This is a genomic window from Pseudomonas grimontii (assembly GCF_007858185.1).
Taxonomy (GTDB): Bacteria; Pseudomonadota; Gammaproteobacteria; order Pseudomonadales; family Pseudomonadaceae; genus Aquipseudomonas; species Aquipseudomonas grimontii.
In genome coordinates this window covers 825,530-848,213 of record NZ_VFES01000001.1, presented here as the reverse complement: position 1 = coordinate 848,213, position 22,684 = coordinate 825,530, and the positions used below count along the sequence as shown (strand labels likewise).

Below are 22,684 nucleotides of genomic sequence, written 5' to 3'. Positions count from 1 at the left end.
TAACGACTCACGGCTTGGGGGTGGCCTTTTTTTCAGCACGCACCGACAGTGCGATGCGTTCGGCGGTACCAATAGGTATTTCGCCCACAACCGTCACCATCATTTCGCCATCCACCGTGTTCAAGCGACGAGATACCGCAACGGTGGGGCCTAACTGGGTGCGAGTCTCGGTCACGCTCACATCGCTGATCGGCTCAAGAAACACCGAGAAGCGCGCCAGTCCATCTTCATACATCAGACTGTCGACCGTGGCTTTGGTATGAGGGTCCTTGCGGGCGCTGCTATTGGTCAGCTGAAAGCCCGGCGGCAACCATTCCAAGTGCCAAGCCTCGGTGGGCTCTACGGTCGCTGCCTTGGTGTCGCCGACAGCGATAGACGTGCATTCGCTGCTGGGCTGCAAGTCGCGATCATTGGGCGGGGTGGAGGTGTCCAGGCGAGTGAACTGAAAGCGCTCCAGCAATTGCCCTTGATCGTTCAGCAACAAGGACTTGAGCGGCAGTGCGGTTTCACGATCAAGATGCAGCTCAAAACCGTAGCGGTATTGATCACGGGGAGTTATCGACACAATCACTGCATTACGACCGGCCACGCGGGATTTTCCGATAACGGCCAGTTCGTAGAATTGATTGAGTTTTTCAGGATCAAGCGCGCGCGAGGGTGCATCACGCGAATTACCAAGGCCGGCGACAAGTGTGCCGCTGACGCATTGTGTACGACCATCTACACGGACAACTTCCTGGGCAGAACCATCAAGCTGCAAGAGCCGCTCACGGACCTGGCCATTCTGGACACGATGCCAAATGTCATGGGTAGAAAAACTGCCATTACGTTCGTAGACAAACGTCCCCTGAAAACTTTGCTGCTGCTCTGCACGCCCAAGTCGAGTCAGCCAGTCTTGGGCTTCATCGGCATGGGCGGGGAGTGCAAACCAACCACTGAGCAATAACGTAAGGAGCGGTATGGCGCGCATAGGGCTCCTTAACGTATCAGCGGTTTTCCAGGCTTGCAGCGCGAGCGTATGGCAGAGCGCTTTCAGTGCCTTTCAAGGCGGATTCCTGTGCGTGTTGGCGCAGGTAGCCTGGAAGACGCTGGTCCTGCCAGCCGGATTGCCCTTGAAGCACACCGTTGGCCATAGGCCCGGTGGTGTCGGAGCTTTCCTTGTAGCCGGCCAGTACCGCCGGGCCTTTGACTTGCGGACCGGCCATGACCGGTTGCTGAGTCTGCTGGGCCAGTTCGGCACCGGCGATTTCGTCCTGGTTGTACAGGCGAACACCGGCCAGCACTGCAACAGTCACCGAGGCAGCCACTGCCAGGCGACCCAGGCTACGCCAAGGGCCACGAGTAGCTTTTGCCGGAACGGCTTCATCAGCCAGCGCGGCAGAAACGGCCGCAGCAATATCCAGACGAGGGATTAGAAGATCCTTGTGCATCACCGCCCGAGCGACTTGGTAACGAGACCAGGTATCACGGGTTTCGGCATCATCAAATGCGTTGAGCACTCGACGAAGTTCCAGTTCATCCGCTTCGTTATCCATCACTGCGGACAGCGATTCCTGCAGGGCATCACGACTCATGGCGGTTCCTCTCTTGGCTGTCGCCGCTGTCTTTAGTTTTCCTGCAACAACGGTTGCAAGGCTTTATCGATGGCTTCCCGGGCCCGGAAAATCCGTGACCTTACAGTCCCCACCGGACACTGCATGACGCTCGCAATGTCTTCGTAACTCAGACCATCGAATTCACGTAAAGTTAACGCCGTACGCAAATCTTCTGGCAGTTGCTGAATTGTGCGATGAACGGTGCCTTCGATCTCGTCGCGCAGCAATGCACGCTCCGGCGACTCGAGATCTTTGAGGCCGTGATCACCATCGTAAAATTCTGCATCTTCTGAACTGACATCGCTATCCGGTGGGCGGCGTCCGCGAGACACCAGATAGTTCTTCGCCGTGTTAATGGCGATGCGGTAAAGCCACGTGTAAAACGCACTATCACCGCGGAAATTGCCTAGTGCACGGTATGCCTTGATAAAGGCTTCCTGTGCAACGTCCTGCGCTTCATGGGTGTCGTGCACAAACCGCACGATCAACCCGAGAATTTTGTGCTGGTATTTCAGCACTAGCAGATCAAATGCTCGCTTGTCACCGCGCTGAACGCGCTCGACCAGCTGCTGATCCTCTTCCTGGGTTAGCATGAACACTCCTCGTTGTACTTGAAGGAGGCTTGCATAACTAAACGATCAGGCTTGCAAACATAGACTCGGACTTTTCGCAAAAGTTCTCCCCCTTCAAGCAAGTTTCCGGTACGCACTGATTTGGCACACACGAAAAACGCAGCGCGGGCAACGCCGGCTGCGCGAATAATCTTGTCGTCGGTTTTCTGACGCGTCCAATGCTCCCGACGGGCCAATAAACTCAACGTTTTCCCAGCTTTCGGGCAACCTGCTATTGAGTCGAGGCTTATGCAAAAAGTTCCCGCCTCAATAACCAGCCGATTTTACCCGAGCCGTGCACCGTAATCTCACATTGCCACGAATGCCCGGCTATTGTGCCGCTCCCCCCCTCTATATACTAGTGGCCCGTGTGACCCTTTGATTCGCCGATCCAGGCGTCCTGTTTGCGCCAGCCCTGTGGATCGCTTTTTGCGGAATCCTTCAAATGAGCCAACAGTTTCAACACGATGTCCTGGTGATCGGTAGCGGCGCGGCCGGCTTGAGCCTTGCGCTGACCCTTCCCAGCCACCTGCGCATTGCCGTCCTGAGCAAAGGCGACCTGGCCAACGGTTCGACATTCTGGGCCCAAGGCGGTGTCGCCGCCGTGCTGGACGACACCGATACAGTGCAATCCCACGTTGAAGACACCCTCAACGCCGGCGGCGGCCTGTGCAACGAAGACGCGGTGCGCTTCACCGTCGAGCATAGCCGCGAGGCGATCCAATGGCTGATCGACCAGGGCGTGCCCTTCACCCGCGATGAACACGCAGGCAGCGATGACAGCGGCTTCGAGTTCCACCTGACCCGTGAAGGCGGCCACAGCCATCGCCGTATCATCCACGCCGCGGATGCCACCGGCGCCGCCATCTTCAAGACCTTGCTCGACCAGGCCCGCCAACGCCCCAACATCGAACTGCTGGAACAACGCGTCGCCGTCGACCTGATCACCGAAAAGCGCCTGGGCCTGCCGGGCGAACGCTGCCTCGGCGCCTATGTGCTCAACCGCGCCAGCGGCGAAGTGGATACTTATGGTGCACGCTTCACCATCCTCGCCTCAGGCGGCGCGGCCAAGGTCTACCTCTATACCAGCAACCCCGACGGCGCCTGCGGCGACGGCATCGCCATGGCCTGGCGTTCGGGCTGCCGGGTGGCCAACCTGGAATTCAACCAGTTCCACCCCACCTGCCTGTATCACCCGCAAGCCAAGAGTTTCCTGATCACCGAAGCCCTGCGCGGCGAAGGTGCACACCTCAAGCTGCCGAACGGTGAACGCTTCATGCAGCGCTTCGACCCGCGCGCCGAGCTGGCGCCACGGGATATTGTCGCCCGCGCCATCGACCATGAAATGAAGCGCCTGGGCGTCGACTGCGTCTACCTGGACATCAGCCACAAGCCCGAAGCGTTCATCAAGACCCACTTCCCGACGGTCTACGAGCGCTGCCTGGCCTTCAATATCGACATCACCAAAGGCCCGATCCCCGTGGTACCGGCCGCGCACTACACCTGCGGCGGCGTGATGGTCGACCAGCATGGCCGTACCGACGTACCTGGCCTCTATGCGATTGGCGAAACCAGCTTCACCGGGCTGCACGGCGCCAATCGCATGGCCAGCAACTCGCTGCTCGAATGCTTCGTCTACGCCCGCTCGGCGGCGGCGGACATTCTCGAACAACTGCCGCGCATCCCGGTGCCGGCCGCCCTGCCCCGCTGGGATGCCAGCCAGGTCACCGATTCGGACGAAGACGTGATCATCGCCCACAACTGGGACGAGCTGCGGCGCTTCATGTGGGACTACGTGGGGATCGTGCGTACCAACAAGCGCCTGCAACGAGCGCAACACCGGGTGCGATTACTGTTGGATGAGATTGATGAGTTCTACAGCAACTATAAGGTCAGCCGTGACCTGATCGAACTGCGCAACCTGGCCCAAGTCGCGGAGCTGATGATCCGTTCGGCCATGGAGCGCAAGGAAAGCCGGGGCCTGCATTACACCCTCGACTACCCGCAGATGCTGCCCGAGGCCCGCGACACTATTCTGGTGCCAACCACCTACGGCGGCTGAACTTCAAGCGAACCCGCAGGCGCCGGTGCACATCGGCGGCCTGCGCATCCGTCGGCACGCAGACCGAGCGCACCCGCCACGCCCCCGGCAGCCGATAACGCAGCACCACGATCAACGGCAACCCCAGGCTGTCGGGGCGCAGTTGCACGCTGTGCCAACCCAGCGCTGCGCTCCATAACTGCCAGCCGTCTTCATCGCGGCGCAGGCCACGAATCGATGAACGGTGAGTCAGCAGGATATGACGCGGCAGCACCCACCCGGCGTGAGCCAGGCACAACAGCATGCCGAGGCTTGAATAGGGCAGATCGATAAACAACAGCGCACCCAGCGCGAACAGCTGGGCAAGGAGATACGCCGCCAGCAGCAACCGTGAGGCCTGCCAGCGGCATTCGAAACGATTACTTGGGCTGGACACGATCCAGGATCATCCGGACCATGCGCTGCAGCTCCGGGTCTTCGGACTCTGCGCGTTCCATGAACCAGCCGAACATGTCCTGATCTTCGCAAGTCAGCAGCCTGACGTAGAGATCGCGATCTTCTTTATTGAGCGTCGCGTACACCTCTTTGGTAAAAGGCACCAACAACACATCAAGCTCAAGCATGCCACGACGGCTGTGCCAGTAGAGACGATTGATTTCTACATCTTCGACCATGGAGCGCTCCTCAAATAGAGCGCAAGTATACAGGCCCGACGGCACCGGAACAGTCGGCTTTGGTCGCCCCATACGGAAACTATCCATTTGCCGGGCGCCCCTCTATGATGCACCCATGACTTTTTGACCTGCGATGACCCATGGCCGACTCTGCTTTCTTCTGCCCCTTGTCCCACGAAGGCGTTCTCGCCGTCCGCGGCTCCGACGCTGCCAAGTTCCTGCAGGGACAACTCACCTGCAACCTCAATTACCTGAGCGACACCCAGGCCAGCCTCGGTGCGCGCTGCACGCAAAAAGGCCGCATGCAGTCGAGCTTCCGCATTCTTTTGCAGGGCGACGGCGTACTCCTGGCCATGGCCACCGAACTGCTCGAACCGCAACTGGCGGACCTGAAGAAATATGCGGTGTTCTCCAAGTCCAAGCTCACCGACGAAAGCGCCGCCTGGGTGCGTTTCGGTGTGATCGGTGGCGATCAGGCGCTCACCAGCCTTGGCCTTGAGGTGCCGGCCGAGACGGACAGCGTTGCCCGTACCGAACACCTGATCGCCATCCGCGTCTCCCCTGCCCGCGCCGAACTCTGGGTACCTGCCGAGCAAGCCGACAACGTGCGCAGCCAATTGGCCGCGCAGCTGACACAAACCGACTTGAATCATTGGCTACTGGGCCAGATCCGCGCCGGTATCGGCCAGGTCATGCCCCAGACCCGCGAACTGTTCATCCCGCAGATGCTCAACCTGCAGGCCGTGGGCGGCGTCAGCTTCAAGAAAGGCTGCTACACCGGCCAGGAAATCGTCGCGCGCATGCAGTACCTGGGCAAACTCAAGCGTCGCCTGTACCGCTTGAGCCTGAACGCGGCGCAAATGCCCGAGCCAGGCACCCCGCTGTTTTCCCCCAGCCACAACAGTTCAATCGGCGAAGTGGTGATCGCAGCAAAAGCTGACCAGGTGATTGAACTTCTGGCGGTATTGCAAGCCGAAGCTGCCGATAGTGGCGATGTGCACTTAGGCACGCTGGAAGGCCCCGGCTTGCGACTGCTTGACCTGCCTTACACGCTTGACCGCGATCGCGAGATCCAGCGTTAGTCGCCGTATTTTTTTGCAATACCCTAGAGAGCATGAATGAACGAACTGGCGGAAAAAGTCCAACAGGCGTTGGTAAAGGCCATCGACAACGATGACCTGGTTCTGCCGACATTGCCGGAAGTGGCCCTGAACATTCGCCAGGCCGCGGAAGATCCGGAAATCAGCATCAGCCACTTGAGCAAGGTGATCGGGCGCGACACTGCCCTGTCGGCGCGCCTGATCAAAGTGGTCAACAGCCCGATGTTGCGCGCCAGCCAGGAAGTGACCGACCTGCACACCGCCATTACCCGGCTGGGCACCAACTACAGCAGCAACCTGGCCATCGGCCTGGTGATGGAGCAAATTTTCCATGCCCGCTCGGACGTGGTCGAAAAGAAGATGCGCGATGTGTGGCGCCGCAGCCTCGAAGTGGCAGGCGTGAGCTACGCCTTGTGCCGCAGCCATAGCCAACTCAAGCCGGACCAGGCCGCCCTGGGCGGCTTGGTGCACCAGATCGGCGTGTTGCCGATCCTGACTTACGCCGAAGACCACTACGAGCTGCTTTCCGACCCCGTCAGCCTCAACCACGTGATCGACAGCATCCACCCGGCACTGGGTGACAAGCTGCTCAGTGGCTGGGACTTCCCGGAGATGCTGGCGAAACTACCCGGCCAATACCTGAACCTGGCGCGCGACTCCGCCAGCCTCGATTACATCGACCTGGTGCAGATCGCCGTCGTGTATTGCCATCGTGGCACCGATCATCCGCTGGCAGACGTGTCGATCGCCAGTCTGCCCGCGATCAAGAAGCTGCGCCTCGACCCCGGCAGCGACAACCTGCGCGCCGAACTGGATGAAGCCCGCTCGATGTTCTACTGATCAACCGGCGATAAAACTCACCCGCACCTTCAACCCCGCCTGCTCGCCGTCATGCAGGCTGATCTGCGCCAGATGCGCGCGACAGATTTCGCCAACGATCGCCAACCCCAGGCCTGAGCCCATGCCTTGCTGGCTGCGACGGTAGAAGCGCTCGAACACCCGGTCGCGCTCATCCTGCGGAATACCCGGGCCATCATCTTCCACCTCCAGTACCGCCGGCGCCGTCACCCGCAGGATCACGTTGCCGCCAGGTGGCGTGTGCGCCAGGGCGTTGTCCACCAGGTTACTCAACAGCTCGTTGAGCAGCGTCGGCTCGCCGCGTAACCACACCGGTTCATCCGCCTCCAGCGCCAACGCCACGCCGCGCGCGTGGGCCAACGGCGCCATGGCCATGCCCAGTTCACGGGCCAATTGGCTGAGGTCGAGCAACTGCGCGCCGCCTTCGGCAATCGCCCGCGCGCCGTTTTCGATGCGCGCCAGGGACAGCAACTGATTGGCCAGATGGGTCAAGCGATCGGTGCCTTGGGCGGCGGTTTCCAGGGTACTGCGCCAGGTCGCTGGATCTTCGGCGCGCAGGCCCAGTTCCAGGCGCGCCTTCAGCGCCGCCAACGGAGTGCGCAGTTCGTGGGATGCATCGGCAATAAACTGCGCCTGACGCTCGAACTGGCCGCGCAGACGTTCAGTGAAGTGGTTGAGGGAACGCACCAGCGGGCCGAACTCATGCTGCACCTCCACCAGCGGCAACGGCCGCAAGTCGTCGGGCTGGCGCTCTTCCACCGCCGTGCGCAGGCGCTCCAGCGGGCGCAAGGCGGCGCTGACGGCAAACCACACCAGCAACAAGGCGCCGATGGCGAGCATGCCCAGGCGCAGCAAAGTGTCGGCCATCAGGCTGCGGGCCATGCTCACGCGAGCTTCATCGGTTTCGGCCACGCGGATTTCCGCCATGCCGTTCATGTTCGGTTCGGAGACCGCCTTGAGCAGGCTGACCACCCGCACTTCCTGGCCCTGGTATTTGGCGTTGTAGAAACGCGCCAGCGCCGGGTAATCGTCGGTGCGCGGTGTGCCGGGGGGCGGGCCGGGAAGATTTTCGTAGCCGGAAATCAGCTTCTGATTAATGTCATTGACCTGGTAATAGATGCGCCCGGCACTGTCGTAGGCAAAGGTGTCCAGGGCGACATAGGGCACGTTGGCGCTGAGGGTGCCGTCCACCTGGGTCAAGCCGGCGGCGATGGTCCGCGCCGAGGCGAGCAGCGTGCGGTCGTAGGCGGTGTCGGCCGCTTCGCGACCATTCCAATAGGCGCTCATGCCACTGGCAAGCATCAACAGCACCAGCAACAGCGCCAGGTTCCACAGCAGGCGCCAGCGCAGGCTGCTGGGCTTATGCATCGCGGGCTTCCAGCAGGTAGCCGAGGCCACGGAAAGTCACGATGGCGATGGGTTGGCCATCGAGCTTCTTGCGCAGGCGGTGCACGTAGATTTCGATGGCATCGGGGCTGGCCTCCTCGTCCAGGCCGAACACCTGGGAGGCCAGTTGCTCCTTGCTCATCACCCGGCCTGGGCGGGCGATCAGCGCTTCAAGCACGGCTTGCTCGCGGGAGGTCAACGTCATCAGCTCGCCGCCCACGGTGAAACGGCGGGTGTCGAGGTCATAGACCAGCACACCGCAGGCCTGCTGGCGTTCGCCGCCCAATACACTGCGGCGCAGCAGCGCCTTGACCCGCGCTTCCAGCTCGGTCAGTTCGAACGGCTTGGCCAGGTAATCATCGGCGCCCAGGTTCAGGCCATGCACGCGGTCCTTCACATCGCTGCGCGCGGTCAGCATCAGCACCGGCAGGTTTTTCCCACGCGCCCGCAAGCGCGCCAGCACCTCGAAACCGTCCATGCGCGGCAGGCCCACATCCAGGATGGCGACCGCGTAATCCTCACTGCTCAAGGCCAGGTCGGCGGCCACGCCGTCGTGCAATACGTCAACGGTCAAACCCGTGCTCTTGAGCGCTTGAGCGACGCTTTCGGCGAGTTGCAGATGGTCTTCAACCAGAAGGACACGCATGGATTTCCACCTTATTCGGACGTGGTCGACGCCACGCTTTGCCGGGCAGTTTACAGGCGCCGACTGCCCTGTGAAGCCTGAAAACATTGAAAGGCAGCTGAAAGGTTAGTGAAAGCTTCGCCCTTTAGCATCCAGCCACGGTAGGTCATGCCTGCCGAGCGACCTGATGGGTCGCGCCCGAAAAACGCCTCGAAGCGTTTTCGCCAAAATAAGAACAATAACGGAGTGCACCACGATGCTGTCGACACAGCCCCAGGCTTGCCCGCCTGTTCGTATTTCCCGCCTGACCCACACCGCCCTTGCCAGTGCCGCTGCCCTTGCCGGCTTTTCGCCGCTTAGCCAGGCTGCCTTCTTCGAAGACAGTAGCGCGACCCTGGAAACCCGCAACATGTACTTCAACCGCGACTTTCGCGACGGCACCAGCGCGCAGCAATCCAAGCGCGACGAATGGGCCCAGGGCTTCATGCTCAACCTGCAATCGGGCTACACCGACGGCACCGTCGGCTTTGGCGTGGATGCGCTGGGCATGCTCGGGGTCAAGCTCGACTCCAGCCCCGACCGCACCGGCACCGGCCTGCTGCCTACCCACGACGATGGCCGCGCCGCCAACGAGTACTCCAAGCTGGGCCTGACCGGCAAAGTGAAGATTTCCGCTACCGAGCTGAAGATCGGTTCGCTGATGCCCGAGCTGCCGATCCTCAAGCCCAACGACGGGCGTATCCTGCCGCAGACCTTCAACGGTGGCCTGATCACCTCCAAGGAATTCAAGAACCTGGTCTTCACCGGCGGCCGTCTCGACAAAGCCAAGGACCGCGACGACAGCAACTACGAAGACATCGCCCTCAATAACAAGAACAGCCGCTTCCTCAGCGGCGCCACCGGCAAGCATTTCAACTTCGGCGGCGTCGACTATAAGTTCGCCGACAAGATCACCGGCAGCTACCACTTCGCCCAACTCGACGACGTGTATCGCCAGCACTTCCTCGGCCTGGTCGCCGCGCGCCCGATGGGCCCCGGTACCTTCGCCACCGACCTGCGCCTGGCGATCAGCGATGACACCGGTAGCGCCCGTGGCGGCAAGATCGACAACACCTCTCTCAACGGCCTGTTCAGCTATGCCCTCAATGGCCATAAGCTCAGCGCCGGCTATCAGCATATGTCCGGCGACAGCGCGTTTCCGTATGTGGATGGCAGCGACCCGTACCTGGTCAACTTCGTGCAGATCAACGACTTTGCCGGCGCCGAAGAGCGCTCCTGGCAGGCGCGCTACGACTACGACTTCGCCAAGCTGGGCATTCCCGGCCTGAGTTTCATGGGCCGTTACCTCTCGGGTGACAATATCAAGCTCAGGAACGGCGACACCGGCAAGGAATGGGAACGCAACAGCGAGATCAAGTACGTGGTGCAAAGCGGCACATTCAAGGATGTGGCCGTGCGCCTGCGCAACGCGACGTACCGCTCCAACTACTCAGCCCGTGATGCGGATGAAACGCGCGTGCTGGTCAGCTACAGCGTTGCACTCTGGTAAGTAGTGCCTGGTAAGCCACTCATAACAACAATGACGGAGATAACCATGACCCCTTCACTGCGTAAATTTGCCCTCGCCGCCGGCTGCATGCTGTTCGCCGGCCACCTGCTGGCCGCCGACGAACCCAAGCGCCCGGAGTGCATCGCCCCGGCCTCCCCTGGCGGCGGTTTTGACCTGACCTGCAAACTGGCGCAAAGCGCGCTGGTCAACGAGAAGTTGCTGAGCAAGCCGATGCGCGTGACCTACATGCCGGGCGGCGTGGGCGCGGTGGCCTACAACGCGGTGGTGGCCCAGCGTCCTGCGGACGGCGGTACGTTGGTGGCCTGGTCCAGCGGTTCGCTGCTGAACCTGGCCCAGGGTAAGTTCGGGCGCTTCGATGAGAGCGCCGTACGCTGGTTGGCCGCCGTGGGGACAAGCTACGGCGCCATCGCGGTGAAAGCCGATTCGCCCTACAAGACCCTCGATGATCTCGTCAAAGCCCTGAAGAAAGATCCGGGCAGCGTGGTGATCGGTTCCGGCGGCACCGTCGGCAGCCAGGACTGGATGCAAACCGCCCTGATCGCCAAGGCCGCCGGGATCAACCCGCGCGAGTTGCGCTATGTGGCGCTCGAAGGCGGCGGTGAAATCGCCACCGCACTGCTCGGCGGGCATATCCAGGTCGGCAGTACCGACATCTCCGACTCCATGCCGCACATCCTCAGCGGTGACATGCGCCTGCTGGCGGTGTTCTCCGAGGAGCGCCTGGACGAGCCGGAAATGAAGAATATTCCGACCGCCAAAGAGCAAGGCTACGACATCGTCTGGCCGGTGGTGCGTGGCTTCTACCTCGGGCCAAAAGTCAGCGATGCCGACTACGCCTGGTGGAAAGATGCCTTCGACAAACTGCTGGCCTCCGAGGACTTCGCCAAGCTGCGTGACCAGCGCGAGCTGTTCCCGTTCGCCATGACCGGCCCGGAGCTGGACACCTACGTGAAGAAACAGGTGGCTGACTACAAAGTGCTGGCCAAAGAGTTCGGCCTGATCCAGTAATCGCCCCTTCTTCCTTGCGCGGCCACGCCCTCCTCCACAGCGGGCGTGGCCCAGGAGTTCTACATGCTCTTACAACGCATTTTTGCCGCTGTGCTGTTGCTGGCCTGCGCCGGCCTGGCACTGATGGCCTGGCCGTATCAGGCAGCGTTTTCCTACGAACCGGTCGGGCCTCGGGCCTACCCGTTGCTGATGCTCGGCCTGATGAGCCTGGCGCTGATCTATATGCTGATCCGCCCACAACCGACCCAACACACCGAAGAAGAACCCGCGCTCGACCGCCAGACGCTGGTCAAGATCAGCATCTGCGTGGCGCTGTTGATCGTGTTCGCCGCCACCTTCGAGCCCCTGGGTTTCATCCTCAGCAGCATGCTGATCGGCATCCCCATGGCACGCCTGTATGGCGGCCGCTGGGTGCCCAGTGTGGTGATCGTCAGCCTGATAGCCATCGGTCTTTATCTGCTGTTCGATAAAGCCATGGATGTTCCGCTGCCCCTCGGCCTGCTCGACGTTCTGGAGAACTGATATGGATACTTTCGGCTATTTGGGCCAGGGCTTCGGCGTTGCACTGTCCCCCTACAACCTGGTGACCGCCCTGTGCGGCACCCTGATCGGTACCGTGGTCGGGCTGTTGCCGGGCCTGGGCCCGATCAACGGCGTGGCGCTGTTGATCCCCATCGCGTTCGCCCTGGGCCTGCCGCCGGAATCGGCGTTGATCCTACTGGCGGCCGTGTACCTGGGCTGCGAATACGGCGGCCGTATCAGCTCGATCCTGCTGAACATCCCGGGCGAAGCTTCCACCGTGATGACCACCCTCGACGGTTACCCGATGGCCCGCAAAGGCCTGGCCGGCGTGGCGCTGTCGCTGTCGGCGTGGAGTTCGTTCATCGGCGCGTTTATCGCCACCTGCGGCATGGTGCTGTTTGCGCCGCTGCTGGCCAAATGGGCGATTGCCTTCGGCCCGGCGGAATACTTCGTGCTGATGGTGTTCGCGATTGTCTGCCTCGGCGGCATGGCCGGCGACAAACCGTTGAAAACCTTCGTGGCGGCGCTGATCGGCCTGTTCCTTTCGGCCGTCGGCATCGACGCCAACAGCGGCGTGTACCGTTTTACCGGCGATAACATCCACCTGACCGACGGCATCCAGTTTGTGGTGCTGGTGCTGGGCTTGTTCTCCATCAGCGAGATCCTGTTGCTGCTGGAAAAAACCCACCGTGGCCAGGAAGCAGTGAAAGCCACCGGGCGGATGATGTTCAACCTGAAGGAAGCAGGGTCGGTGTTCGTGGTGAACATCCGCTGCGGCCTGCTCGGTTTCATCATGGGCGTGCTTCCCGGCGCAGGTGCCACATTGGCCTCGGCGGTTGCCTACATGACCGAGAAACGCCTGGCTGGTGCCAGCGGTAAATTCGGCCAGGGCGACATGCGCGGCCTGGCTGCACCGGAAACCGCGATCGGCGCGTCCGCCTGTGGCGCCCTGGTGCCGATGCTGACCCTCGGTGTACCTGGTTCGGGCACCACCGCGGTGATGATCGGCGCCCTGTCGCTGTACAACATCACCCCCGGCCCGCTGCTGTTCCAACAGCAACCCGACATTGTCTGGGGCCTGATCGCGTCGTTGTTTATCGCCAACATCATGCTGGTGATCCTCAATATTCCGATGATCCGCATCTTCACGCGCATCCTCGCCGTGCCGAACTGGGCGCTGGTGCCGGTGATCGCGATCATCACCGCGATTGGTGTGTACGCGGTGCACGCCACCACCTTCGATCTGTTCCTGATGGTCGGTATCGGTATCTTCGGCTACATCCTGCGCAAGCTGGATTTCCCGCTGTCGCCGGTGCTGCTGGGCTTTATCCTCGGCGGCCTGATGGAGCAGAACCTGCGCCGGGCACTGTCGATCTCCAACGGTGCGCTGGAAATCCTGTGGTCGAGCCCGATCACCTTTGGCGTCTGGGTGCTGACCGCCATCATGCTGTTTGTACCGTTGCTGCGTATCTGGCGTAAACGTGCCCAACAGCGTCGTGCCGTGGCCGATGTCTGAGGTCACCTTTAAACATTGGTGGGGAACACCGCTGGTCGGTCTGGCCGGCGGTTACCTGGCCAGCCTGGTCGGCTGGCCGTTGCCGTATATGGTCGGCTCGTTGCTGGCGATCATCCTCGTGCGTTGCCTAACGCCGTGGCAGTTGGCGGAGATTCCCGGCGGGCGCAAATGCGGCCAATGGGTGGTGGGCATCGGCATCGGCCTGCACTTCACTCCGGTGGTGATCGAACAGGTGATGAGCCATTTCGGCCTGATCTTCTTCGGCGCGCTGGTCACCAGCCTGTCGAGCGTGGTCGGCGTGTGGTTGATGCGCCGCAGCGGTGAAGACCGCGCCACCGCATTTTTCTCCAGCATGCCGGGCGGTTCCGGCGAGATGGTCAACCTCGGCGCACGCAATGGCGCGGTGCTCAGCCGTGTCGCGGCGGGGCAGAGTCTGCGCGTGCTGGTGGTGGTGCTGTGCGTGCCGGCGATCTTCAAGTATTTGCTGGACGGCGGTGCGCCGCAGTTTCATCCGGCGCCGGTGAGCTGGGCGTGGCTGGCGTTGCTGTTTCCCATCGGCGCGTTGGTGGCCTGGGGATGGCAGCGCTTGCGTCAGCCAAACCCATGGCTGTTCGGCCCATTGCTGGTGAGTGCGACGGCCAGCGTGGTGTGGGAGCTGCATATCGGCCTGCCCGACGGCGGCAGCCAGATTGGCCAGTGGCTGATCGGCAGCGGGTTGGGCTGTCACTTCAATCGGGAGTTCTTCCGTCGTGCACCGTCGTTCATGGTTCGCACCTTGATCGGCACGGCCTTGACCATGGCCTTGGCGACGTTGGCAGCGGTGGGCTTGAGTGCCTTGACCCATCTGGACCTGCGCTCGCTGACCCTGGGCATGATGCCCGGCGGGATTGCCGAGATGAGCCTGACGGCCGAGACCCTGCAACTGTCGGTGCCGTTGGTGACAGCCATGCAGGTAATGCGGTTGTTGTTTGTGCTGTTTTTGGCGGAGCCGTTGTTTCGGCATTGGAACCGTCAGCCGGAAAAATTCTAAACCTTCGACACAGTTCAACATGTGGGAGGGGGCTTGCCCCCGATGGCGGAGTGTCAGTTACTGAATATGTTTCTGATACACCGCTATCGAGGGCAAGTCCCCTCCCAGATTTGAATGTGCCTGGCCTTAGAGCGGCGGCAACCGCCACTCAATCGGCGTCTCGCCATTCTGCTCAAGAAACTTGTTGGTGCGGCTGAAATGCCCGCAGCCCAGGAACCCGCGATACGCCGACAACGGCGAGGGGTGCACCGACGTCAGCACCAAATGCTTGGTGGCATCGATCAGCTTCTGCTTGCCCTGGGCATGGGCGCCCCACAACAGGAACACCAGATGCGGCTGGTGCTCGCTGACCACTTCGATAACTCGATCGGTAAAGAACTGCCAGCCCTTGCCCGCATGCGCGTTGGCGTTGGCCCGCTCGACGGTCATGGTGGTGTTGAGCATCAACACGCCCTGGTCGGCCCAGCTTTGCAGGTAGCCATGGTTGGGGATGTCGATGTTCAGGTCGCGCTTGAGCTCTTTGTAGATATTGACCAGCGACGGCGGCGCCGGCACGCCTGGTTGCACCGAGAAGCACAGACCGTGGGCCTGGCCGGGGCCGTGGTACGGGTCCTGGCCGAGGATCACCACCTTGACCTTGTCCAGCGGCGTTGAGTTAAGCGCGTTGAAGATCAGCGGACCGGGCGGGTAGATCTCCTTGCCGGCGGCATGTTCCTGGCGCAGGAACTCGCGTAACTGGCCCATGTAGGGCTTATCGAACTCATCACGCAGGGCGTGTTTCCAGCTGGGTTCGAGTTTGATACGGTCGCCTTCAGTCATAGTCGAATTGTCTTGTAAAAAAGAATGAGGCGAACCCTAGGAAAGCCGGCCCTGCTTGTCAATTGATCTGACACACCAGCGGCACTTTCCCACGAAGCGATCATACTGATCCTTCACCTTCTCGATTGAGGTCACGATGAATCTGCACTTCGAAGAACTGACCGGCAGCGACGGTGCCCGCATTGGCATCGCCAGTCTTGACGCTGAAAAGTCCCTCAATGCCCTCTCCCTGCCGATGATCCTGGCCCTGACTGATCGCCTGGAGGCCTGGGCCAAAGACCCGAACATCGCCTGCGTGCTGCTGCGTGGCAACGGGCCCAAGGCATTTTGCGCCGGCGGCGAAGTGCGCAGCCTGGCCCAGGCCTGCCGCGAGCAGCCGGGTGAAGTCCCCGCCCTGGCCGCACAGTTTTTTGCCGCGGAATATCGCCTCGACTACCGCTTGCACACTTACCCTAAGCCGCTGATCTGCTGGGGCCACGGTTACGTGCTGGGCGGTGGCATGGGCCTGCTGCAAAGCGCGGCCATACGAATTGTCACGCCGAGCAGCCGCCTGGCCATGCCCGAGATCAGCATCGGCCTGTACCCGGATGTGGGCGCCAGCTGGTTCCTGTCGCGCCTGCCCGGCAAGCTGGGTTTATTCCTTGGCCTCACCGGCGCCCATATCAACGGCCGTGACGCCCTCGACCTGGGCCTGGCCGACCGTTTCCTGCGCGACGATCAACAAGACGAGCTGCTCGATGGCTTACTGCAACTGAACTGGCAGGAACAGACCGCGATACAGCTCAACAGCCTGCTCAAGGCCATGGCCCAGGAAGCCGTGGCTCAACAACCTGAAGCGCAATGGCTGCCACGCCGGGCACAGGTCGACGAATGGCTGGACGTCGCTGATGTGCGCAGCGCCTGGCGCGCCTTGAGCCCGCTGTGTGACCACGCCGACCCGCTGTTCAACCGCGCCGGCAAGACACTGAGCGAAGGCTGCCCGCTGACCGCGCACCTGGTGTGGGAACAGATCCAGCGTGCCCGGCACCTGTCACTGGCCGAGGTGTTCCAGATGGAATACACCCTGAGCCTGAACTGCTGCCGCCATCCGGAGTTCAGCGAAGGGGTGCGCGCGCGGTTGATCGACAAGGACCAGACGCCCCACTGGCATTGGCCGAACATCAACACGGTCCCGGACGCCGTGGTGCAGGCGCATTTCACCAAGGCGTGGGAAGGCCGGCATCCGCTGGCGGATTTGTCCGATTACTGACGTTTTGCACGCATAAAAAAGCGGCGCTTCATGCGCCGCTTTTTTGTGGGCCTGTCAACGGTGACCGCCGCGGCCACCTCCACGGTCATGATCGCCACCGCGTCCATGCCCGCCATTGTTCCAACGATCACCCCAGCCCTGGTTCGGGTAAGGCCGGTAACCCGCCCTTGGCCCTGACGGGTAATAGCGAGGTGCTGGCTGGTAATAACGCGGCGCCGAGTAGTAACGCGGTGCCGGTGCGTAGTAGCGCGGCGACGGGTAGTAATCACGGCGATATTGATACGCCGTACCGCCGCCGTAGTAATACGCCGGTGCCGGTGAGGTGTAGACCTCGGAACGGTAATAGCTCTGGCCTCCATCGTAGTAGGGCACACAAGCGGAAAGGGTCAGACCGAGTAAAGCGCTGAGCAGCAGTCGTCGATACATGGCGGCCTCCTGGACCGCGAAAGAGCACCTCCAGCGACGCTGGGGGGCGGCATTCAGCTTTCACTGAATGACGAAATATCTGACATCAAAAACCGAATCTGGTGCGTTTTGGTAACAACTTGATACACCAATACAAAGAACCGCTACCCAGCTCCAGGCTTACTGCGCAACAGCACTTCACCCATCGCGTAGCTTTATCGATTCAGTAATTTTTTCTGGCCCGAAACTTTCCCGATTGCGATGATGTCACTATGGCATCGCATGAGCCAGGGAGGCTCTAACGTGCATCCCTCGCCACTTTCGCCGGATCCGAGCCATGAAAATCTCAACCAAACTGCTGCTTTCATTTCTACTGTGTGCACTGGTCACCCTCGGGGTCGGCCTGCTGGGTATCAAAAGCGTGGTACGCCTCGCCAATGCATTGGAACTGACGTTCTCCAATAACCTGGTGTCCGTCAGCAACACCGCCTCCACCCTCAACGGCCTGGTCGCCCATAACCGTGGTTTGTACCGCTTGATGGATGCGAGCAACGGCGACGTGGCCCAACAAGACCGTGACCGTGTGCGCCAGGACATCGCCAACGAACTCAAACGCAGCCAGAGTGCCTACGCCACCTATCGCGCCACGCTGCTGGCAGACGATGAACGGGCGGCAGGCGACAAGCTTGACCAGATATGGCCGAACTACATCAGCAGCGCCGACCGCATCATGTCGCTGCTCGACAGTGGCCAGATCGAGCAGGCCCGCGCGCAGCTCAACAGCACCAACAATGAACTGTTCCGCCAGGCGCGCGAGTTGATCCGCGTGATGATCGAGTCCAACAACCGCCAGATCAAGGAAGGCGCCATCGCCGCCGAGGACCTTCGCAGCAGCGCGTTGATCTGGATGATCAGCGGCATTGTCCTGGCCTTCATCATTGCCGTCATCATCGGCGTGCTGATCACACGCCTGATCACCCGTCCTATCGCACAAGCGGTTGAGAACGCACAGCGCATTGCCAAGGGTGACCTGACCCAAGCCATCACCACCGACCGCACCGACGAAGCCGGGCAACTGCTGATGGCGTTGTCCGATATGCAAGGCGGCCTGAAAAGCACGCTGATGGAAATCGCCAACGCTTCCGACCAGCTCGCTTCGGCAGCCGAAGAGCTGAGTGCGGTCACCGATGAAAGCACCCGTGGGCTGACCCGCCAGAACGACGAAATCCAACAAGCCGCCACCGCCGTCAACCAGATGACCGCAGCGGTCGACGAAGTGGCGAGCAACGCCGTGTCGACCTCGGAAGCTTCGCGTCAGGCCACCACCGAAGCCGAGGACGGCCGCCAGCAGGTGGAGCAGGCGGTGTCGGGCATGTCGTCGATGGTGGTGGAGATCAACGATTCGACCCAATCGGTCGCCGACCTCGCCGGCCAGGTGCGCGAAATCGGCAAAGTGATTGATGTGATCCGTGGCATTGCCGACCAGACCAACCTGCTGGCCCTCAATGCCGCCATCGAAGCCGCCCGTGCCGGTGAGCAAGGTCGTGGTTTTGCGGTGGTGGCCGATGAGGTTCGCGCGCTGGCCCATCGCACCCAGACCTCCACGGTCGACATCGAGAAAATGATCGGTGAAGTGCAGGCAGGCGCCGATGGTGCCGTGGCCGCGATGAACAAGAGCCTGAACTGGGCCAACAACACCCAGACCCTGGCGCAAAACGCCGGCCAGGCGCTGGAGCGCATCACCGCCAGCGTGGCCAGTATCAACGAGCGCAACCTGGTGATCGCCTCGGCATCCGAGGAACAGGCCCAGGTGGCCCGTGAAGTGGATCGCAACCTGCTCAACATCCAGGACCTGTCGACCCAGACCGCCGCCGGTGCCCACCAGACCAACGCCTCGAGCCAGGACCTGTCGCGGCTGGCCACCTCGTTCAATATGTTGGTCAGCAAGTTCCAGTTATAATCGCCTCATAGCAGTGCGCCGACGCACCCGCGTGGCGCACATCCCCCTCTTCTACGCCCTCCTCTCCCGCCCACGCGGCTGAACAGCCGGGCGTCGCAGCCACTTGGCACGACTCTCGCTTTATCTCTTGCGTGCAGGATTGATACAGGTTCGCGGCACCACAATTTGCAATGGCCGACTAGGGTTCCGGCTCGCCAAAAGCGAGTGGCTGGTCCGAGAGTTGGCGACCTCCAGTTGAGGTTACACGGCGGGATAAAAGCCCGGGAGACAAGCCACCGTTCACGGTGCCGCGTTGCTCCTGCTCGCCCTTGATCAACTGGAGAAGCCCCATGCCCTCAATCCGTTTACCCGCCCTGCTCGCCGCCGCCTTTGCCGCCGTGCTGAGCTTCCAGGCCCAAGCCGCCCCCAAAAACCACTTCAGCGTGTGCTGGACAATCTACGCCGGTTGGATGCCGTGGGAATACGCCGGCAGCCAAGGCATCCTCGACAAGTGGGCGAAGAAATACGGCATCACCATCGACATGGTGCAGCTCAATGACTACGTCGAATCCATCAACCAGTACACCGCCGGCCAGTTCGACGGCTGCACCATGACCAACATGGACGCCCTGACCATCCCCGCCGCCGGTGGCGTGGACAGCACCGCACTGGTGGTCAGCGACTTCTCCAACGGCAACGACGGCGTAGTGATCAAAGGCAGCGGCAAGACCGTGGCCGACCTCAAGGGCATGAACGTCAACCTGGTGGAACTCTCGGTGTCCCACTACCTGCTGGCCCGCGCGCTGGAATCGGCGGGCCTCAGCGAAAAAGACCTGAAGGTGGTCAACACGTCCGATGCCGACATCGCGGCGGCCTTCAACACCGAACAGGTCCAGGCCGTGACCACCTGGAACCCGATGCTCTCGGAGATCAAGGCCAAGCCTGGCGTGAGCCAAGTGTTCGACTCCAGCAAAGTGCCCGGCGAAATCATGGACATGATGGTGGTCAACACCCAGGTCCTCAAAGACAACCCCAAGCTAGGTAAAGCGCTGACCGGCGCCTGGTTCGAAGTGGTCGCGCTGATGAACGCCAAGGGCGCCGCCAGCACCGAAGCCCTGGAACATATGGCCAAGGCTTCCGGCACTGACCTTGCGGGCTTCCAGTCGCAACTGGACACCACCAAGTTGTTCGCCACGCCCAAGGAAGCCCTGGCCTTCGCCACCAGTGCGCAGTTGCCCGCCACCATGGGCAAAGTCGCCGAGTTCTCGTTTAAACACGGCCTGCTGGGTGAGGGCGCCAAGGACACCAGCGCCGTGGGCATGAGCTTCGCAAACGGCGTGACCAGCGGCGACAAGGCCAACCTCAAGCTGCAATTCGACCCCAGCTACGTGCAGATGGCCGCCGACGGCAAGCTGTAAGAGGACCCGGCCATGCGCCTGATCAACCGTCACCCGGACCGCTCCAGCCGCCTGTTGCTGGTGCTGCTGCCGTTCGCCCTGCTGCTGTTCGCCTACTTCGTGGGCTCGGCCGAGCGCCTGGCAGACAACCCCAACGACAAGCTGCTGCCCGGCGCCGGACAAATGATTGATGCGGTAAAGCGCCTGGCCTTCAACGCCGACACCCGCACTGGCGAATACGTGCTGTGGCAGGACAGCGCCGCCAGCCTGCGCCGCCTCGCCATCGGCCTGGGCATCAGCGCTCTCGCCGGCCTGTGCCTGGGGATCGCCGCCGGTACATTGCCGCTGTTTGGCGCACCGTTGTCACCGCTGCTGACGGTGCTGTCGATGGTGCCGCCGCTGGCGATCCTGCCGATTCTGTTCATCGTGTTCGGGCTGGGGGAATTGTCCAAGGTGATGCTGATCGTCATCGGCGTCACCCCCTGCCTGGCGCGTGATCTTGAACAGCGCGCGCGGGAAATTCCGGTGGAGTTGCTGGTGAAGGCGCAGACCCTCGGCGCCTCCACCTGGACCCTGATGCTGCGTGTGGTATTGCCGCAATTGCTGCCGCGCCTGTTGATCTCGCTGCGGCTGATGCTCGGCTCGGCGTGGTTGTTTTTGATCGCCGCCGAAGCCATTGCCTCCACCGACGGCTTGGGCTACCGGATCTTCCTGGTGCGCCGCTACCTGGCGATGGACGTGATCCTGCCTTACGTGGTGTGGATCACCCTGCTCGCCTGGCTGATGGACTGGGGCCTCAAGGCCCTGACCCGGCGTGCGTTCCCCTGGTACGAAGGAGCGCGGGCATGAGCTTTATCAGCGTCAATAATGTGTGGCAGCGCTATGGCGACCAAGTGGTACTCGAAGGCCTCAACCTGCACGTCGCCGAGGGTGAGTTTTGCACGCTGGTCGGTACGTCCGGGTGTGGCAAGTCGACCTTCCTGCGCCTGCTGCTGGGCCAGGAAACCGCGAGCAAGGGCCAGATCCTGCTGGACGGCCAGGCCCTCGCCGCCGAGCCGGATGCCAGCCGCGGCGTGGTGTTCCAGCGCTACTCGGTGTTCCCACATTTGACTGTGCTCGACAACGTCGCCCTCGGCCTGGAACTGCCGCGCTCGCGTTTGCTGGGACGGCTGTTCGGTAGAGCCAAGAAGGACGCCCGCGAACAGGCTGCCGCGCTGTTGCACAAAGTCGGCCTCGGCCACGCCCTGGACAAGTACCCCGCGCAACTCTCCGGCGGCATGCAACAACGCCTGGCCATCGCCCAGGCCCTGATCATGAAACCCCGCGTGTTGCTGCTGGACGAACCCTTCGGCGCCCTCGACCCCGGTATTCGCAAAGACATGCACCAGCTGCTGCTGGAACTGTGGCGCGAAACCCGGTTGACGGTGTTCATGGTCACCCATGACCTGAGCGAAGGCTTCAGCCTCGGCACGCGCCTGCTGGTGTTCGACAAGGTCCGCGTCGACCCCCACGCCCCCGGCGCCTACGGCGCGCGCATCACCTACGACATCCCTTTGAACAGCGAACGCCGCAAGGCGCTCGCCGCCGAACTTGGAGCCTCTTCCAAATGACCGATTCCACCCAACTGTTCCCACCCTTCGCCGAAGAAATGCTGCCCGGCGGCGGCCACCGTTCGTTCGTGCTCAAGCGCGGCCAACTGCTGCGCCTTACCGATCTTCGCGGCGGCGCCAACGTCAGCCTGACCCTGCTCAATGCCAACGAAAAAACCGAGCGCCTGAACCTGCCCGACAGCCTCAAATGCCAACACACCGCCAAGCTCACCACCGGCCATTGCCTGTACTCGGACATGGGCCGCGTGCTGGCCGCGATCACCGCCGACACCTGCGGCTGGAGCGACAGCATCGGCGGTGTGCTGTGCGCCGCCGAAGTCGCCGAGAAGTACGGCCAGGGCCGCTATCAGGAACTGCGCAACGGCTTCTTCCGCAACGGCACCGACAACCTGCTGGTGGAGTTGGGCAAGTGGGGGCTGGGCCTGTCCGACCTGCTGATGACCCTCAACCTGTTCAGCAAAGTCACGGTGGACAGCGACGGTGGCCTGCACTTTGTACCGGGCAATTCCAAGGCCGGCGACTACATCGAACTCTACGCGCCGATGGACACCCTGGTGGTGCTCACTGCGTTGCAACACCCGATGGACCCCAACCCACAGTACGCGCCGCAACCGCTGAAACTGAGTTGGATGAACGCCGACAAAAGCGTCGCCGAACACTGCCGCACCTCGCGCCCGGAAAACGAGCGCGGCTTTATCAACACCGACCGCCTGTTCGCCTGAGGAGCTG

General features: G+C 61.9%; 23 protein-coding genes and 1 riboswitch. Of the genes, 14 read left to right on the top strand and 9 right to left on the bottom strand.

Annotation, left to right across the window (positions count from 1 at the left end; translation table 11 throughout):
- Positions 1-7 precede the first annotated feature (7 nt).
- The 3 genes from FIV39_RS04075 to rpoE are packed head-to-tail and all read right to left on the bottom strand — an operon-like array spanning position 8 to position 2,188.
- The gene (locus FIV39_RS04075) at positions 8-970 is read right to left on the bottom strand and encodes a MucB/RseB C-terminal domain-containing protein (RefSeq protein WP_090408105.1); all 963 of its coding nucleotides are present in this window, start codon (positions 968-970) and stop codon (positions 8-10) included.
- Between the two features lie 16 nt (positions 971-986).
- Positions 987-1,574, bottom strand: coding sequence for a sigma-E factor negative regulatory protein (locus tag FIV39_RS04070; protein ID WP_012722767.1), 588 nt, complete (start codon positions 1,572-1,574; stop codon positions 987-989).
- Between the two features lie 32 nt (positions 1,575-1,606).
- Positions 1,607-2,188: an RNA polymerase sigma factor RpoE gene (rpoE, locus tag FIV39_RS04065; protein ID WP_003172477.1), complete on the bottom strand. Its 582-nt coding sequence runs from the start codon at positions 2,186-2,188 to the stop codon at positions 1,607-1,609.
- Positions 2,189-2,651: 463 nt separating this feature from the next.
- Between rpoE and nadB the strand changes: the two genes are divergently transcribed.
- Positions 2,652-4,268 (top strand): L-aspartate oxidase, encoded by a 1,617-nt coding sequence (gene nadB / locus FIV39_RS04060; RefSeq protein ID WP_090408108.1) that lies wholly within the window; start codon positions 2,652-2,654, stop codon positions 4,266-4,268.
- On the opposite strand, the gene FIV39_RS04055 is transcribed toward nadB, so the two are convergent.
- Both FIV39_RS04055 and FIV39_RS04050 read right to left on the bottom strand, forming a co-directional pair.
- Entirely contained in the window at positions 4,237-4,683 is a 447-nt protein-coding gene (locus FIV39_RS04055; protein WP_090408111.1) for a hypothetical protein, read from the bottom strand. The two genes, nadB and FIV39_RS04055, sit on opposite strands and share 32 nt — an antisense overlap.
- Positions 4,667-4,921: an FAD assembly factor SdhE gene (locus FIV39_RS04050; protein ID WP_027604321.1), complete on the bottom strand. Its 255-nt coding sequence runs from the start codon at positions 4,919-4,921 to the stop codon at positions 4,667-4,669. Before FIV39_RS04050 ends, FIV39_RS04055 begins: the two co-directional genes overlap by 17 nt.
- 140 nt (positions 4,922-5,061) lie before the next feature.
- On the opposite strand from FIV39_RS04050, the gene ygfZ reads away from it, so the two are divergent.
- Positions 5,062-6,003 carry a CAF17-like 4Fe-4S cluster assembly/insertion protein YgfZ gene (gene ygfZ / locus FIV39_RS04045; RefSeq protein ID WP_090408114.1) on the top strand — a complete coding sequence of 314 codons (942 nt, stop codon included), beginning with the start codon at positions 5,062-5,064 and terminating at the stop codon, positions 6,001-6,003.
- Between the two features lie 36 nt (positions 6,004-6,039).
- Positions 6,040-6,861: an HDOD domain-containing protein gene (locus FIV39_RS04040; protein ID WP_090408117.1), complete on the top strand. Its 822-nt coding sequence runs from the start codon at positions 6,040-6,042 to the stop codon at positions 6,859-6,861.
- Here the strand turns inward: FIV39_RS04040 and FIV39_RS04035 are convergent, their stop codons facing one another.
- Together FIV39_RS04035 and FIV39_RS04030 are read right to left on the bottom strand one after the other, a co-directional pair.
- Positions 6,862-8,247 (bottom strand): sensor histidine kinase, encoded by a 1,386-nt coding sequence (locus FIV39_RS04035; RefSeq protein ID WP_090408120.1) that lies wholly within the window; start codon positions 8,245-8,247, stop codon positions 6,862-6,864. It abuts the gene before it with no gap.
- Positions 8,240-8,911 carry a response regulator gene (locus FIV39_RS04030; protein ID WP_027604325.1) on the bottom strand — a complete coding sequence of 224 codons (672 nt, stop codon included), beginning with the start codon at positions 8,909-8,911 and terminating at the stop codon, positions 8,240-8,242. Before FIV39_RS04030 ends, FIV39_RS04035 begins: the two co-directional genes overlap by 8 nt.
- 235 nt (positions 8,912-9,146) lie before the next feature.
- Here FIV39_RS04030 and FIV39_RS04025 point away from each other — a divergent pair, with 235 nt between their 5' ends.
- The 5 genes from FIV39_RS04025 to FIV39_RS04005 all read left to right on the top strand — a co-directional run bounded on the left by FIV39_RS04025 (position 9,147) and on the right by FIV39_RS04005 (position 14,536).
- Entirely contained in the window at positions 9,147-10,439 is a 1,293-nt protein-coding gene (locus FIV39_RS04025; protein ID WP_090408123.1) for an OprD family porin, read from the top strand.
- A 45-nt stretch (positions 10,440-10,484) separates the two neighbouring features.
- Complete coding sequence (locus FIV39_RS04020) at positions 10,485-11,468, top strand: Bug family tripartite tricarboxylate transporter substrate binding protein (protein ID WP_090408129.1); 984 nt, start codon at positions 10,485-10,487, stop codon at positions 11,466-11,468.
- 63 nt (positions 11,469-11,531) lie between these two features.
- Positions 11,532-11,990, top strand: coding sequence for a tripartite tricarboxylate transporter TctB family protein (locus tag FIV39_RS04015; protein ID WP_090408132.1), 459 nt, complete (start codon positions 11,532-11,534; stop codon positions 11,988-11,990).
- Between the two features lies 1 nt (position 11,991).
- A complete protein-coding gene (locus FIV39_RS04010) occupies positions 11,992-13,506 on the top strand; it encodes a tripartite tricarboxylate transporter permease (protein WP_032888527.1) in 1,515 nt (504 codons plus the stop codon).
- Positions 13,499-14,536, top strand: a complete 1,038-nt coding sequence (locus FIV39_RS04005; RefSeq protein ID WP_090410125.1) for an AbrB family transcriptional regulator — start codon at positions 13,499-13,501, stop codon at positions 14,534-14,536. The genes FIV39_RS04010 and FIV39_RS04005 overlap by 8 nt, the downstream gene beginning before the upstream one ends.
- A gap of 126 nt (positions 14,537-14,662) precedes the next feature.
- Here FIV39_RS04005 and ung read toward each other — a convergent pair whose 3' ends face one another.
- The gene (gene ung, locus FIV39_RS04000) at positions 14,663-15,355 is read right to left on the bottom strand and encodes a uracil-DNA glycosylase (RefSeq protein ID WP_090408136.1); all 693 of its coding nucleotides are present in this window, start codon (positions 15,353-15,355) and stop codon (positions 14,663-14,665) included.
- A gap of 136 nt (positions 15,356-15,491) precedes the next feature.
- On the opposite strand from ung, the gene FIV39_RS03995 reads away from it, so the two are divergent.
- Positions 15,492-16,604: an enoyl-CoA hydratase/isomerase family protein gene (locus FIV39_RS03995; RefSeq protein ID WP_090408139.1), complete on the top strand. Its 1,113-nt coding sequence runs from the start codon at positions 15,492-15,494 to the stop codon at positions 16,602-16,604.
- A gap of 54 nt (positions 16,605-16,658) precedes the next feature.
- Here FIV39_RS03995 and FIV39_RS03990 read toward each other — a convergent pair whose 3' ends face one another.
- Positions 16,659-17,030 (bottom strand): hypothetical protein, encoded by a 372-nt coding sequence (locus tag FIV39_RS03990; protein ID WP_081744398.1) that lies wholly within the window; start codon positions 17,028-17,030, stop codon positions 16,659-16,661.
- Between the two features lie 316 nt (positions 17,031-17,346).
- Here FIV39_RS03990 and FIV39_RS03985 point away from each other — a divergent pair, with 316 nt between their 5' ends.
- The 5 genes from FIV39_RS03985 to FIV39_RS03960 all read left to right on the top strand — a co-directional run bounded on the left by FIV39_RS03985 (position 17,347) and on the right by FIV39_RS03960 (position 22,677).
- A complete protein-coding gene (locus tag FIV39_RS03985) occupies positions 17,347-18,969 on the top strand; it encodes a methyl-accepting chemotaxis protein (protein ID WP_090408142.1) in 1,623 nt (540 codons plus the stop codon).
- Between the two features lie 167 nt (positions 18,970-19,136).
- Positions 19,137-19,238: riboswitch (guanidine-I (ykkC/yxkD leader) on the top strand.
- Positions 19,239-19,298: 60 nt separating this feature from the next.
- Positions 19,299-20,366, top strand: coding sequence for a putative urea ABC transporter substrate-binding protein (locus tag FIV39_RS03975; RefSeq protein ID WP_090408146.1), 1,068 nt, complete (start codon positions 19,299-19,301; stop codon positions 20,364-20,366).
- 12 nt (positions 20,367-20,378) lie between these two features.
- Positions 20,379-21,194, top strand: coding sequence for an ABC transporter permease (locus FIV39_RS03970; RefSeq protein ID WP_090408149.1), 816 nt, complete (start codon positions 20,379-20,381; stop codon positions 21,192-21,194).
- A complete protein-coding gene (locus FIV39_RS03965; RefSeq protein WP_090408152.1) occupies positions 21,191-21,955 on the top strand; it encodes an ABC transporter ATP-binding protein in 765 nt (254 codons plus the stop codon). The genes FIV39_RS03970 and FIV39_RS03965 overlap by 4 nt, the downstream gene beginning before the upstream one ends.
- Entirely contained in the window at positions 21,952-22,677 is a 726-nt protein-coding gene (locus tag FIV39_RS03960; protein WP_090408155.1) for an urea amidolyase associated protein UAAP1, read from the top strand. The genes FIV39_RS03965 and FIV39_RS03960 overlap by 4 nt, the downstream gene beginning before the upstream one ends.
- Positions 22,678-22,684 lie beyond the last annotated feature (7 nt).

Bases quoted from the DNA above. Each gene is read 5' to 3' on its own strand.
- FIV39_RS04075 (WP_090408105.1), bottom strand. From the start codon at position 970: ATGCGCGCCATACCGCTCCTTACGTTATTGCTCAGTGGTTGGTTTGCA.
- FIV39_RS04070 (WP_012722767.1), bottom strand. From the start codon at position 1,574: ATGAGTCGTGATGCCCTGCAGGAATCGCTGTCCGCAGTGATGGATAAC.
- rpoE (WP_003172477.1), bottom strand. From the start codon at position 2,188: ATGCTAACCCAGGAAGAGGATCAGCAGCTGGTCGAGCGCGTTCAGCGC.
- nadB (WP_090408108.1), top strand. From the start codon at position 2,652: ATGAGCCAACAGTTTCAACACGATGTCCTGGTGATCGGTAGCGGCGCG.
- FIV39_RS04050 (WP_027604321.1), bottom strand. From the start codon at position 4,921: ATGGTCGAAGATGTAGAAATCAATCGTCTCTACTGGCACAGCCGTCGT.
- ygfZ (WP_090408114.1), top strand. From the start codon at position 5,062: ATGGCCGACTCTGCTTTCTTCTGCCCCTTGTCCCACGAAGGCGTTCTC.
- FIV39_RS04040 (WP_090408117.1), top strand. From the start codon at position 6,040: ATGAACGAACTGGCGGAAAAAGTCCAACAGGCGTTGGTAAAGGCCATC.
- FIV39_RS04035 (WP_090408120.1), bottom strand. From the start codon at position 8,247: ATGCATAAGCCCAGCAGCCTGCGCTGGCGCCTGCTGTGGAACCTGGCG.
- FIV39_RS04030 (WP_027604325.1), bottom strand. From the start codon at position 8,911: ATGCGTGTCCTTCTGGTTGAAGACCATCTGCAACTCGCCGAAAGCGTC.
- FIV39_RS04025 (WP_090408123.1), top strand. From the start codon at position 9,147: ATGCTGTCGACACAGCCCCAGGCTTGCCCGCCTGTTCGTATTTCCCGC.
- FIV39_RS04020 (WP_090408129.1), top strand. From the start codon at position 10,485: ATGACCCCTTCACTGCGTAAATTTGCCCTCGCCGCCGGCTGCATGCTG.
- FIV39_RS04015 (WP_090408132.1), top strand. From the start codon at position 11,532: ATGCTCTTACAACGCATTTTTGCCGCTGTGCTGTTGCTGGCCTGCGCC.
- FIV39_RS04010 (WP_032888527.1), top strand. From the start codon at position 11,992: ATGGATACTTTCGGCTATTTGGGCCAGGGCTTCGGCGTTGCACTGTCC.
- FIV39_RS04005 (WP_090410125.1), top strand. From the start codon at position 13,499: ATGTCTGAGGTCACCTTTAAACATTGGTGGGGAACACCGCTGGTCGGT.
- ung (WP_090408136.1), bottom strand. From the start codon at position 15,355: ATGACTGAAGGCGACCGTATCAAACTCGAACCCAGCTGGAAACACGCC.
- FIV39_RS03995 (WP_090408139.1), top strand. From the start codon at position 15,492: ATGAATCTGCACTTCGAAGAACTGACCGGCAGCGACGGTGCCCGCATT.
- FIV39_RS03990 (WP_081744398.1), bottom strand. From the start codon at position 17,030: ATGTATCGACGACTGCTGCTCAGCGCTTTACTCGGTCTGACCCTTTCC.
- FIV39_RS03985 (WP_090408142.1), top strand. From the start codon at position 17,347: ATGAAAATCTCAACCAAACTGCTGCTTTCATTTCTACTGTGTGCACTG.
- FIV39_RS03975 (WP_090408146.1), top strand. From the start codon at position 19,299: ATGCCCTCAATCCGTTTACCCGCCCTGCTCGCCGCCGCCTTTGCCGCC.
- FIV39_RS03970 (WP_090408149.1), top strand. From the start codon at position 20,379: ATGCGCCTGATCAACCGTCACCCGGACCGCTCCAGCCGCCTGTTGCTG.
- FIV39_RS03965 (WP_090408152.1), top strand. From the start codon at position 21,191: ATGAGCTTTATCAGCGTCAATAATGTGTGGCAGCGCTATGGCGACCAA.
- FIV39_RS03960 (WP_090408155.1), top strand. From the start codon at position 21,952: ATGACCGATTCCACCCAACTGTTCCCACCCTTCGCCGAAGAAATGCTG.